Annotated in this window: 11 protein-coding genes; 8 read left to right on the top strand and 3 right to left on the bottom strand. The window is 33.8% G+C overall.

All coding sequences use genetic code 11. From position 1 onward, the window contains the following. Positions 1-141 precede the first annotated feature (141 nt). The 4 genes from ACWNCI_RS03005 (at position 142) to ACWNCI_RS03020 (ending at position 5,666) form a co-directional block, all read left to right on the top strand. A complete protein-coding gene (locus tag ACWNCI_RS03005; RefSeq protein WP_449387139.1) occupies positions 142-1,464 on the top strand; it encodes an ABC-three component system protein in 1,323 nt (440 codons plus the stop codon). After that, entirely contained in the window at positions 1,448-2,155 is a 708-nt protein-coding gene (locus ACWNCI_RS03010; protein ID WP_449387140.1) for an ABC-three component system middle component 1, read from the top strand. The genes ACWNCI_RS03005 and ACWNCI_RS03010 overlap by 17 nt, the downstream gene beginning before the upstream one ends. Continuing rightward, positions 2,142-4,514 (top strand): AAA family ATPase, encoded by a 2,373-nt coding sequence (locus tag ACWNCI_RS03015; protein ID WP_449387141.1) that lies wholly within the window; start codon positions 2,142-2,144, stop codon positions 4,512-4,514. The genes ACWNCI_RS03010 and ACWNCI_RS03015 overlap by 14 nt, the downstream gene beginning before the upstream one ends. Before the next feature lie 72 nt (positions 4,515-4,586). Next, positions 4,587-5,666: a hypothetical protein gene (locus ACWNCI_RS03020; protein ID WP_449387142.1), complete on the top strand. Its 1,080-nt coding sequence runs from the start codon at positions 4,587-4,589 to the stop codon at positions 5,664-5,666. Between the two features lie 101 nt (positions 5,667-5,767). Here the strand turns inward: ACWNCI_RS03020 and ACWNCI_RS03025 are convergent, their stop codons facing one another. Next, the gene (locus tag ACWNCI_RS03025) at positions 5,768-6,184 is read right to left on the bottom strand and encodes a helix-turn-helix domain-containing protein (protein WP_449387143.1); all 417 of its coding nucleotides are present in this window, start codon (positions 6,182-6,184) and stop codon (positions 5,768-5,770) included. 168 nt (positions 6,185-6,352) lie between these two features. Here ACWNCI_RS03025 and ACWNCI_RS03030 point away from each other — a divergent pair, with 168 nt between their 5' ends. Next, positions 6,353-6,877, top strand: coding sequence for a hypothetical protein (locus tag ACWNCI_RS03030; RefSeq protein WP_449387144.1), 525 nt, complete (start codon positions 6,353-6,355; stop codon positions 6,875-6,877). Between the two features lie 1,025 nt (positions 6,878-7,902). Here the strand turns inward: ACWNCI_RS03030 and ACWNCI_RS03035 are convergent. After that, the gene (locus ACWNCI_RS03035; protein WP_449387145.1) at positions 7,903-8,259 is read right to left on the bottom strand and encodes a hypothetical protein; all 357 of its coding nucleotides are present in this window, start codon (positions 8,257-8,259) and stop codon (positions 7,903-7,905) included. Positions 8,260-8,510: 251 nt separating this feature from the next. On the opposite strand from ACWNCI_RS03035, the gene ACWNCI_RS03040 reads away from it, so the two are divergent. Then, entirely contained in the window at positions 8,511-8,717 is a 207-nt protein-coding gene (locus tag ACWNCI_RS03040; RefSeq protein ID WP_449387146.1) for a bacteriocin-like protein, read from the top strand. A gap of 51 nt (positions 8,718-8,768) precedes the next feature. Continuing rightward, the gene (locus ACWNCI_RS03045) at positions 8,769-9,032 is read left to right on the top strand and encodes a DUF1294 domain-containing protein (RefSeq protein WP_449387147.1); all 264 of its coding nucleotides are present in this window, start codon (positions 8,769-8,771) and stop codon (positions 9,030-9,032) included. A gap of 15 nt (positions 9,033-9,047) precedes the next feature. Here ACWNCI_RS03045 and ACWNCI_RS03050 read toward each other — a convergent pair whose 3' ends face one another. Continuing rightward, on the bottom strand, positions 9,048-10,553 hold the full coding sequence (locus ACWNCI_RS03050) for a glycosyl hydrolase family 28-related protein (protein WP_449387148.1): 1,506 nt from the start codon (positions 10,551-10,553) through the stop codon (positions 9,048-9,050). A gap of 218 nt (positions 10,554-10,771) precedes the next feature. Between ACWNCI_RS03050 and typA the strand changes: the two genes are divergently transcribed. Then, positions 10,772-12,577, top strand: coding sequence for a translational GTPase TypA (gene typA, locus ACWNCI_RS03055; protein ID WP_346985605.1), 1,806 nt, complete (start codon positions 10,772-10,774; stop codon positions 12,575-12,577). Positions 12,578-12,613 lie beyond the last annotated feature (36 nt).

The following is a 12,613-nucleotide window of genomic DNA, read 5'->3' on the forward strand; positions in this document are numbered from 1 at the left end:
AAGCACCGTCTGCTGTGCGCTTTCATTTTATGCACAGGTTACTCCCAAATTCGTTTATGTTGAAATTGTCGGTAAATCGAGATATCTCAGATTTGAATAAAAGCTAAAAATATAACAATAAATTCAATAAACTTTTAATCTATGGGTAATAGAAATGCTACCGCAAGCTGGAGCGGATATTCTCACCAAGGATATGTTGGGATTCTTGTTGCTCTTCGAGATATGCGTAAGCTAATATTGGCAGGAAAACGAAATGAATTTAATATTCACTATTTAGAATATGAAAATAATGAGGATGTTGCTATTTCAAAACAAATAGCAGGCGCAACCAAAGAATTAATCTCTGTTCATCAAGTTAAAGCATATTATTCACAAGGGCATTTATTAAGTACTTACAAATCAGTTTTTACTGGTGTTCCGATTTATGAACTTGACGCCAGTGGAAAAATATTAAAAGATGCTAACGGAAAAAAGATTGAAACAGGAACTTATGAACCTGGTCAGTGGTGTGATTCCGACAATTTTTTGCATACTGTAGAAAATATAGGCAATTGGCCTACAGATAATGATTTCTCATCTGTAGGTGGAAATCCTAAAAGTATCAAAAGATATGAATATAATCACAATATTTTTTTCTGTGGTGCAGATCAAATTTCGAACTTAATAATTGCAGAATTAGTTAGTGACGATTTTCTTGCTGGAAATAATGGTTCCGCAAATATGTCATTAAAACGATTGACCTTCGAACTTGACTTAAAAATAAGAACTGAACATGCTACTAAAGATTCTAAAAATGAATATGAGATTCAATTCAGTTTTAAAGATATATTTGATATAATCAATGATTCGAAAGATATATCACAAAATGAAAGCTATATATGCAGAAACATGTTTTATGAGCTTTATTATGAGGCTTTAAAAAAATCATCATTATCAGATGATGAAATATCAGATATTGATTTATTGATTGATCAGATTTATCATAGTTTTTCAGATACTGATTTTTTACTATTTATCCGCCGTTTAAGTTTAAATCGAAATCCCAAAAACCAACATATTACCCACTCTACATACAATGAAGATGGTTTAAAGCAGGTTTTCTTCAAATTGTTGCTTGGTATACCGAATATTTATCCAGACCTTGTTAAGGAAGACTTTACTGTTTTATACTCTTCGGTAAGATATATTTTATCTACTATTATTGACGAAAAGGAAGAGGCAAAAGACGTTGTTAAGAACATTCTTACTAATCTTGATTCACATAAGTTACTTTGGGAAAAGACATCTATAATAAACAAGGAAATAAATGGAACGTTTTATGAATTGAATCCTGATTTCTTTGACATCAGAAAAAAAGAAGATAAGGAAAAAGATTTCACAGCGTTTATGCAATATAATGGTTCTACAGCATTGGTCTGTAGAGAAACAGCAAAAACTAATTTAACCAATGAAGACACTAATTGAAAATATTTTAACTAATAATGATTTTGTTTTTAATGAAGATATCAATGGATTTCATCAAGAAAATAAATCGTACTTTTTTATCAAAGAGATTAATTCTGATACATTAGAAACAATAAAAAGTAGAGAGTCATTAAATGAGAGTGAATGGTACCGAGCATTTTTAGCACAGTTTAATGAATTGTGCTCTACAGAGAACTTTTCTGCGGTAGAAAAAAATAGTTCTCTTATAATCCTTGTTAATGCTGTTGACATAAAAGTGATTGAACAATTACAGTCACAAATTTTATTGATTGAGGAAGATCAGTTTTATGTTAAAAAATATGTAATTGTTTATACTGAAAACGCTTTAGAAAAAAACTCAGATTTTGTAACAAACGAACAGTTACAAAAAGCAGTAAATAAAAAAACGATTTTTCAAGATATTTTAACTAAAGGTTTTACTCAAGAAAACGAAGACTATATTTTGCTATTGCAAATATTTATTAAACTGCCATTTTTAGCCTTAAAATTTAATGAAGAAGAGTTTATTACTTTAGACGAAAAGCTTAAAATAAAGCTTGAAGATCATTATAATACATATCAAGAATTACTAAGCTCTTATGAGCAAATTGAAAATCTTGATTTTTTATCAGAAGAGAGTGAATCTGAAATTAATAACCTATTTACATTACTTACAAATGATCCGAATTAAAAAACTTTTAATAAATAATTTTAAGGGTATTAAAAATCAAATAATAGTAGATTTTCAGAAAAATGGAAACCGTAATCAAATTCTATCTGGTCCTAATGGTTTCGGAAAAACGACAATTTTTGAGGCACTAGAACTTTGTATTACTGGTAAATTTGACAGGATTCAAACATTTAAAGATGTACAGATAAAAAATAGGAGTAGGAATAAACCATTTTTTCAGAACACTGATGGAGAAAATGTAATGATTAAATTACTTCTTGAAAAAAATGGGCAAGAAATTATTATAACAAAATTATATGATGATGTAAATTCTCCTAAAAGGGGAAACACTATTGCAAAAGATTTTATTCCTGAGGATTCTCATAGTTTTTTCTTCACTTATCTTGAAGAGAATAATGATAATTTTGAATCTTTAGCTTTTGACGAAAATAACTTAGTCGATCAATTAAGTATTAATCAGTTATTTCTTGGTGATGAAGCTCATGTAGAATTAAACTCCATATATTATCTTTTCAATTACATCCAACAAGAAGAAAGTATACGTTTTCTAAAACAAAGAGAAGATATTAAAGGTTCTTCACTCGCTTTTCTTTTTAATATAGAAAAAGAAGAAAATCAACAAATGCAACTTGAAAAAATAGTTGAAAATTTCAGAAAGCAAAAAAATACTATTGATGAAGAGATCGAAATATTAGAATCTTCTCAATTTGGCCTTCAAAGCATAGAATATCAAAATTTATTTGAACTGAAGGAGATTAATTTTGATAAAATTGAACCCTTTGAAGATCTTAAAGAAGCAAATACTTTTTTTCCTTCATATATAGAGCAGGTAGATCGACTAATTACCTTTATTAACGTTTTTGATACTAGTGAGTATAATAATTCAATAATTTTTAATGAGATTAATAATGAAATTTTAGTAAATGATTTTCTACTAAATTCATTACTTATTTCTAACATCTATACTGGAAGCCTATTAGATCAGGTTAGCAGTAACAATCAGAAAATACTGCGATATCAGAAAATTTTAGATTTAGAAGATGATCAATTCATTACAAAGGAAAATATCCAAGAGTTTTTTGATGACGATCAAAAAGAAAAATATGAAATGTTGGAAAACCAAATTACTGATATTAATACTGAACTAGGGGAAATCGGTGTAATCATTTCTAATTTAATCTCAGCAAATCAGATGGTTTGGAGCCATTATAATAACGCATTAGATAATAATCATCTTTCAGACCATCAATGCCCCCTTTGTAATTCTGATTTCTCAAATTTTGAACAACTTATTCAAGCATACGAGAAGCAGTTAGAAAATTTAACAAAGTTTAATCAAAATAAGATCGATGAAAAACAGAAATTACTTGAAACATTAAAGTTATTTCATCGAACTATTAAAAATGATGTTGAAAAATTCTTAAAAGAAAATTTACAGATAAACCAAAATATTATTGAACTTATACGTAATTATCCTAATTTACAAAATTCTATTAATAGTATTAAAGAGCGTTTTTTCAAATTAGATTTGGGATTTTCGGATGGTATCTACCTTAGTATTTTACCAAGTGAAATATCGGAATTTGATGTTAAAAAGAAGGAGTTGAAGAATTTTCTTGAAAACGATTTGTTAAATAGATATAGATACGATTCTCAAAAGATCAATAACAAAGAATTTTATTCTATGTATTTCGATAGTGATGAAGAAAGAATTAAATTAATTTCTGCTGATTTACTTGAGCAGAAAAAACAATATCTGCAATTGAAGTTTCAATTGTTATCTAATGAAAGACTTTCTTTTTTAAAAGAAAGAGGCGAAAAACTTACCTCTGTGTATAATCATATAGAGTCCCTTAATACAACTATATTTTCCACTATCAAGAATCATAAAGTGGAAATGATTGAAAAAATTAAGATTCCTTTTTTTATATATTCAGGAAAGATATTACAAAACTATCAGCAAGGATTTGGAATTTTCATTGATATTCTGGCAACTGGACAACGAAATAATGTTGTATTAAAAACCGGAAAAGATTCAGATCACGATATTGTATTTCATTTAAGTGCAGGACAGATGGCTGTTGTGTCTTTAGCATTTTGCTTATCTTTAAATAAGGTTTATAATACTAATGAGAACTTTAAGTTTTTAGCGATCGACGATCCTATTCAAACTATGGATAATCTGAATGTACACTCTTTTGTGGAACTGCTTAGAAATGAATTTGCAGATTATCAAATAATACTTTCGACACATGATGATTTTATCTCAAGATATATGAGCTATAAATTTGAAAAGTATAATATGAGAGCTTCAATTCAGAATGTTCAAGATCTAGTTTTAGAACAAACATTTAGCTAAAAAATGAACTATAATTTTTCAACACTAAATTAAAGTATAGACGTTTATAACGGCTAAAAATAAATTTTAATTATGAATTATGCGTATTTAGGATATGAATTTGAAAAACTTCTTCAAGATGTTTTTATTAAATTTGATTTTGAAGCTGATATCGAGGTTGTCATTCAACATGACTCATCTCTTGAAGTTGATCTTATTTGTATAAAAAATGGTTTATCAACATGGGCTGAAGTAAAATTTTATCGTGATGATAGAGTTAGTATAAGTAATATAAAAAACGCTATTTTAAGACTATTTGATAAACTTCAAATATATTCTGATGAAAACACAACCGGATTACTTATAGTATCATCTTACTTAACCCAGGAATTTAAAAAAGTAATAAGTGAAGATTATGGAATATCAATTTGGGATAGATCAGACATTTATTATTTAATAAAAAAAGTACTAAAGGATGATTTGCTTTTAGAACGTTTCGAGAAGCTATTATTAAAAGCAAAACAAGGAGTAGATATTGAAAACGTTTTTGATAAGGTTATTCAGAGTGAAAAAACTGCTGAAGATTTTCTAAACCTATTTAATTTTCCTAATTTGCAAAATACTGTAATCGATATAAAAACTGCCGGAAAAACTTTGTATACTGAACTAGTTGAAATTCCTACAGGAAAAAAAGGCTGGAGACCATACGAACTTAAATGTATTGAAATTTTAAAATATCTGTTTGAAGATGAACTTAGTAATTGGAATACACAAAAAGCTACTGATGATGAATTAAGCCGTTTTGATATGATTTGCAGAATTATTGGGCAAAGCTCATTTTGGTCAAGTCTAGTTCAATCATTTCAAACGCGATACATACTTTTTGAATTCAAAAATTATAATGATCCGATTGGACAAGACCAAATTTATACAACAGAACGATATCTTTATCTGCGTGGTCTTAGGTCAGTTGCTTTTATCATAAGTCGCGAAGGTGGACAACCTCAAGCTTTAAAAGCATCAAAAGGAGCATTAAAAGAACATGGTAAATTAATTATAATTCTTAATAATAAAGACCTTGATAGAATGTTGCAAATGAAAGATTCTGGTGACAATCCAAGTGATTATCTTTCTGATATTCTTGATGATTTCTTAATTTCTTTATCGAGATAATCATTTATAAATAAGAATAAGAGCAATCACAAACTATTCTCTAAACTATGAAATTATAATAATCATTCAATTTAAATCCTGAGACCACTCTCAGGATTTATCTATTTATCTTGTAATAACTTCTCCATCAATTTAATCTGCTCATCTTTAGCCTTCAGCAACTCCACATTCAGCCGTTTAATCTCTTCCAAAGCTTCAATCCATTTTTCAATAGGATTTACGGTAGGATAGTAGCTGAATAAAGAATTTCCGGAAGCATGGTCGCTGTTATTAACGGTATTTGAAATGATATTAATCGCCTGCTCCTCATCAAAATTCTGAAAGGCTTCCACAGGGATTTTCAGGACTTCGGATATTTTTTGAAGGAGGGGATCTTCGATGACCTCCTTTTGTTCGAGGAGGGATATTTTCTTTTGGTTCCAGTCTTCGCCGAGGTCGAAGGCTAAGGCTTCCTGCTTGATGCCAAGCATTTCTCTGAAGCGTTTGACGTTGCGTCCCTGATGTATTTTTTGTTCCATGTGTTTTTATTTTTGATGTGCTGTAAAGATACGGCGGTTAAGTGATAAATCGAAAGGGTAAAGCTAACAATTATCCGGTAAAAATCCTAATCCCGTAACTATAATATTCACCGCACGAATAGAATATCTGGCCGCACTTGCGGTACTTCGCATCGAAAACCAACTGCTATGAAAAAAAAGAAAACAGATTTTGAAGCCTCATTCTGGGCGGGAACTACCGGAAGTTGCCCGCTGCAATTGTTTGGAGTGTTCTTCAGCAAATATTCTCTGAGCGAGGCGAAAGAACGGCTCTCTTCCATGATAGTGTATGCGGTGAAACGGAAGGTGCTTTCTGAGAAGGACCCTTCTGTGGTCTTTCACTTCTATCTTTCACTTCGGTCTTTTATCCGGGCGGCTCATCACCTCAGCAGGACGACAGAAAAATATACGCTCAGCCATCTGCCGGAACGTCTTTCGCCCATCATGCAGGGCGCTTTGTCAGATGAGGAATATGCAGATCCATTTCTGGTATTCCGGAGAGCGTTTGAGGATTGTCGCCTGGCAGCATTCGATCATTTCATCACCGGGATTACCTATTTTTCTTTAGGACCTTACGGAGATTACCCGGAAGGGAACCGTATTAAACCCTTCCTGCGCCTGCAGAAAATGCTGGATGCGGCACAAGTTATTTTGGAAAGGGGAGAGGCTGGATGATGGGAGATAGGAGATGGAAGTTTTTTTGCCCATATTACTGCTGTAGTCTTTACTGTCAACGAATAGTCTGCTCTTATAGTAATGCAATCCATGTGGTGATGAGAATATCAATTTTCCAGTACAATTTTTCAAAAAATATTTAAACGTGACCAGGTTGGGTGATGGAGGCGGGCGGTTGGAAATTCGTGTACCGATACAAGGGGCTATCAGAATTTCACAGGTTCTCGATACAAAATTCTTTCAGAATTTTACTCGAACTGACGGACAGATGCTTGTATTTTGTAAATCAAAACGTCACTTCGAGTAGCTTTGAAAAAGCGTATCGAGAAGTTGTGCTACTATTCGGCCGTACTCAGAAGTTATCGATAAATTTTTCTCCGCTGTGCTGCAAAAATCCAACTGACGACTGTGATAGCATTGATTGACACAAAAAACATCTGCAAAATCTACGTGAGACTATTTAACGCAAAAAGTTTTGTTTAAACCTGCATATGTTGAGAGAGCAAAGAATGAATCAGTAAGCTGAATGATGAAGCATACATATGAGCTTCGCAGAGCAAATTTATTTGCCTTTACCTCCTAAAAATCAGCGGCATAAAAATTCATCTTTGCTTTCATACAAAAAGATCTGCGCAATCTGCGTGATACTTTTGGATGAAGATTCGGCAACATTTTTTAAACTGATCGCCGCCTTTATACTTCTCGATACAATTTTTGTTCGAAAAATCACTCGAAGTGACGGCTAAGATTTATCTGTCTGAGGAGATTTGTTGCTCTGGTCCTAACTGACCATTAAACTTTTAGCGTTAAACAAATTAAAATGCGAAGGCCACCAAAAAAGTTTTCTGTTTGAAGCGCGACACCCATACTGAATCGGAGAACCTCACATGGAATTCGCGCAAGTTTAAACTTTTTAGCACGGCTTAATTTGTAGCGTTAAAAAAGTTTTGAGGTCTTGAATTTTTGATTCTTTTGTTTGACTACGTCGAATCTTCGATTTCAGGACAAAAGAATATTACGGTGAATCAATTCAAAAACTCCGCACCTCGAATCCTTACACAGTACTCACTCCCCAGAAACCTCGGATCTCCATGCTTCTCAGACCAGAAGCCATCCAGCACATCCGGACTGATCCAGCGGTAGACGGCAACGCCTTTATAGACCTCCTGATCTCCGCCTTCATACCGGAAGTTAATCACCAGAATGCCATCTTTATAAAATCCGGTGCCATGCTGCTCATGATCGCCGATCAGCCATTCGGCGATGATACGCTGGTTTTCGTCAAGGGACAGGGTGAGGAAGCCGTGATAGGAAACGGTATCGGTCGCTTCCTGATTGCTGCCCTGTATGGTATAAGTTCCGACAATATCGTGTATGGTCATGGTCTGATTTTTTTAAAGGGTAAAGATAAAAATTATTGACGGCACGGTAAAACGGGTAAATTACCGGGACAAACATCAATTTTCGTAATTTTTTTTCACAAGCTATTGATTGGAATATGCATGTAAAGTGTTGTAATATAGGGATTCGTAAAAAGTAATTAATTCAATAAAAAATGAATTACTTTTCGTGAAAATATTTTTTGTGTAATTTTTTTTCATACATTTATCACTTAAACCATAAATAATAAATCATGAAAAATTTGAAAAAAGTTTCAAGAGGTGAGATGAAAACCATTCAGGGTGGAATCGTAAGAGGAATGGTAAGATGCAAAAACCCGGAAACGTGTGTAGTGCAGTGGGGTTGGGCTACAGGCTCATCAACCAACTGCGGTGAGTTTGATTTTATATGTGGTGAACCACCTGTTGAAGATCCTTGCCAGTACAATGCGTGTGTGTGAAATTAAGGAAGAGGGTGTAAAAGCTCTCTTTTTTATTTTAGATTTGCAGGAATGTTTTATATTGTGCTACTCTTCAACATCTTTAGCTTTATCCTCTTCGGGATTGATAAACGTAAGGCTGTAAAACACCAGCGAAGAATTTCAGAATTCACTTTGTTATCGGTTACGTTTTTAGGTGGCACTGTCGGAGCTTTGCTGGGAATGGCTGTATTCAGGCACAAAATATCAAAGAAATCTTTTTTATTAAAATTAGGAATAATCGTTATTGTGCAGATCCTTGTAATCTCTATGTACAAAAAAATCCTCATCGGGTGATGAGGATGTATTATATTAGGCATCTGTTCCGTCAGCTTTTACCCATTTAACGCCTTGCCAGAAAATAGGTTTTCCAAGAGTAGAATCAAAATAGTGCTGTCCTTTATACAGATTTACCGTTGGTCTTTCTGAAGTTGAGCCAAAGGTTTTATCGATAATGAACCTTCTTTCGGCATCAATAAACTGTTCATTGGCTCCGGTACAGGTAAATTTAGGAGCATTCTGGGTTAATCCTAGTGTCCTGAATTCTGTAAACTCAGCAGCGTTTTGAGAAATAAAGGAATCAAGATGGTCTTTCATCGTAAGCTCAAATACATTGCCCTTAGAAGAATCTTTCTGAAAAACAAAAAATGTAAATGCAGGATATAATGACGTATTGGAACTCAAATAGTGATTGTTAGCAAATTTATTGTAGGATGAATTGCTGCCGTAAAACCAGGTAACATACGTATTAGCATTATTGCTGGAAGGTGATAAGAAACTATTGCAGAAAACATTACTGTGAGAATTATCCAGAACTACACCAACGATATGATTCTCTATATAGCATCCGTCGAAACTAATACTTTTACAATTATTCATCAGAACACCGATTCCTGACGAAATATACGGTGATCTGTTAATATCCAGCAGTCGAAGATAGTTGGCAATATTACTCTCAATAATAGTATTTGTAATACTGCAGCCGTAAGAACTGGAAAATGACAATCCTACAGAATTAAGTCTGAATACGGAATGGGAAACTTCCATGGTCGTTGAAACTCCATCAGCAAGTAAGCCAATTTTATTATTGAAAAATGTTGAATTTTCTATATTGATATAATAAGAGTTATTCACTTGAATTGCCGCATTTTCAAAACCTTCAATATGAAGATTCTGAAGGATGAATTTATCCGTATTCTGAATAATAATCCCGTTGCTGAAATTATTAAGAACTCCTCTCTCTATGGAAGGATTGATTCCGTAATTCGGTCCGGCAATTGTTAAATCCGAAATATTAGTAAACTCTTCTCCGGTATTGGAATAGACAAAATCAGGTGCTTCGGAGTCCTGATGCCAGTGATCATTGGCCGTAGTTCCTTTTTCAGTCGGGAATATCACGGAGATATTAGCATTCTCTGTAAAGAGTACGGTTCCGTGCTTAGATTCTCCTTTTAAGGTGCAGGATTTAGGAAACAATAAAGTACTTGTGATCTTATATCGGCCATCAGGAATAAGACAACACAGTTGATGATAAGAATCAGGTTCAAGACGGTATTTGCACATGTCAATAAGATAGTTAAATGCATGCTGAATGCTTGCCGTAGCATCACTGCCATCACCTTTTGCTCCAAACCATTTTACATTGATATGATCTTCAATATATCTTATATAATAATCATAATCGTCTGTTGTTTCTCCTTTAAAATAAAGAATATCGTCTACATAGGTATCAGACATATCGTCTCCATTATACCAATGCGTAACAGGAACCAACGTAATAAACTCTCCGGTTTGAGGATCTTGAATTTGTTTTGACATTTTTTTAATTTTTAAATAGTTAATAATGAATTAAATATTCCTTGCAAGAAATCTATACGGCTAAGGTACAAGTGAAAAGCGACAGAACTTGACGTATAAAATTTTATATTTAAACTTTCAAATAATTTAATTTTCTCATTATGAATTTGTTAATTAACAAAACTAATTAGCAAGTATTTCATTAAAAATCACTACTTTTGCACCCGTAAAAATCTTTTATGCAAAACATTAGAAATATTGCGATCATCGCACACGTTGACCACGGTAAGACGACTCTGGTTGACAAGATTATTCACGCTACCAATATTTTCAGAGAAAATCAGGAGAGTGGAGAGTTAATTATGGATAACAACGATCTTGAAAGAGAAAGAGGGATCACGATTTTATCCAAGAATATTTCTGTTACTTATAAAGACACGAAAATTAACGTAATTGATACACCGGGTCACGCCGATTTCGGTGGGGAAGTAGAAAGAGTATTGAAAATGGCAGACGGGGTAATCCTTTTGGTGGATGCCTTTGAAGGACCAATGCCACAGACCAGATTCGTACTTCAGAAAGCTTTAGAATTAGGACTGAGACCTTTAGTTGTAATTAATAAAGTAGACAAACCAAACTGTCGTCCGGATGAAGTTCATGATCAGGTATTTGATTTGTTCTTCAACCTTGAAGCGACTGAAGAGCAGCTGGATTTCCCTACGTTCTATGGTTCTTCTAAACAGGGTTGGTTCAACACTTCATTAGAACAGACTGAAGATATCTTACCATTATTGGATGGGATTTTACAGTATGTACCTGCTCCGAAAGTAAGCGAAGGTAACCTTCAGATGCAGATTACCTCCCTTGATTATTCTTCTTTCTTAGGAAGAATCGCCATCGGAAAAGTAACGAGAGGGGAGCTTAAAGAATCTCAGTGGATCGGACTTGCCCAGGCAGACGGTAAAATTGTAAAAGGAAAAGTAAAGGAATTATACGTATTTGAAGGATTAGGAAAGAAAAAAGTGACTGAAGTTCAGGCAGGTGATATCTGTGCTGTCGTAGGTTTCGATGCTTTCCAGATCGGTGATTCTTTCGTAGACCTTGAAAATCCTGAACCATTGGAAAGAACGGCAATTGATGAGCCTACCCTGAATATGACGTTCTCTATCAACAATTCACCTTTCTTCGGAAAAGATGGTAAGTATGTGACTTCCAATCACCTGAAAGAAAGATTGACAAAAGAATTGGAAAAGAACTTAGCATTAAGAGTTCAGCAGACAGATGATGCCAATACATTCCTTGTGTTTGGTAGAGGGATTCTTCACTTGTCGGTTTTAATTGAAACAATGAGAAGAGAAGGATACGAAATGACGATCGGTCAGCCACAGGTAATCTTAAGAGAAATCGACGGCGTGAATTGTGAACCTTATGAATCTCTAGTGGTAGACGTTCCTGAAGAATATGCTTCAAGAGTAATCGATTTGGCTACACAGAGAAAAGGTGACCTTCACATCATGGAAACCAAAGGAGAAATGCAGCATATGGAGTTCGAGATTCCTTCGAGAGGTCTTATCGGATTGCGTTCTCAGATGTTGACAGCAACTGCCGGAGAAGCCATCATGGCACACCGTTTCACAGAATATAAGCCTTTCAAAGGAGCTATTCCGGGAAGAAACAACGGGGTATTGATCAGTAAAACTCAGGGACCTGCAACAGAATATTCCATTGCTAAATTACAGGACAGAGGTAAATTCTTCGTAGATCCGGGTGAGGAAATCTATGCTGGAATGATCATCGGTGAACAAAACAAGCCTGGAGATCTTGTGGTAAATATTGTAGAAGCAAAACAGCTGAACAACATGAGAGCTTCCGGTAAAGATAAAGATACAGGCGTTGCACCAAAAATCCTTTTCTCTCTTGAAGAATGCATGGAATACATCCAGGGTGATGAAGCGATCGAGGTAACTCCGAATTTCATCCGTATGAGAAAGAAAATCCTTTCCGAAGAAGAAAGAAAAAGAGTGGAAAGATCAGCAAAAGCTTAATCAACCATTTAATAATACATTAAAGTCCCGCATTGC

Source organism: Chryseobacterium lineare (assembly GCF_977014045.1).

Coding starts and splice junctions, on each gene's coding strand:
- ACWNCI_RS03015 (WP_449387141.1), top strand. CDS start 2,142: ATGATCCGAATTAAAAAACTTTTAATAAATAATTTTAAGGGTATTAAA.
- ACWNCI_RS03035 (WP_449387145.1), bottom strand. CDS start 8,259: ATGACCATACACGATATTGTCGGAACTTATACCATACAGGGCAGCAAT.
- ACWNCI_RS03010 (WP_449387140.1), top strand. CDS start 1,448: ATGAAGACACTAATTGAAAATATTTTAACTAATAATGATTTTGTTTTT.
- typA (WP_346985605.1), top strand. CDS start 10,772: ATGCAAAACATTAGAAATATTGCGATCATCGCACACGTTGACCACGGT.
- ACWNCI_RS03030 (WP_449387144.1), top strand. CDS start 6,353: ATGAAAAAAAAGAAAACAGATTTTGAAGCCTCATTCTGGGCGGGAACT.
- ACWNCI_RS03045 (WP_449387147.1), top strand. CDS start 8,769: ATGTTTTATATTGTGCTACTCTTCAACATCTTTAGCTTTATCCTCTTC.
- ACWNCI_RS03025 (WP_449387143.1), bottom strand. CDS start 6,184: ATGGAACAAAAAATACATCAGGGACGCAACGTCAAACGCTTCAGAGAA.
- ACWNCI_RS03020 (WP_449387142.1), top strand. CDS start 4,587: ATGAATTATGCGTATTTAGGATATGAATTTGAAAAACTTCTTCAAGAT.
- ACWNCI_RS03050 (WP_449387148.1), bottom strand. CDS start 10,553: ATGTCAAAACAAATTCAAGATCCTCAAACCGGAGAGTTTATTACGTTG.
- ACWNCI_RS03005 (WP_449387139.1), top strand. CDS start 142: ATGGGTAATAGAAATGCTACCGCAAGCTGGAGCGGATATTCTCACCAA.
- ACWNCI_RS03040 (WP_449387146.1), top strand. CDS start 8,511: ATGAAAAATTTGAAAAAAGTTTCAAGAGGTGAGATGAAAACCATTCAG.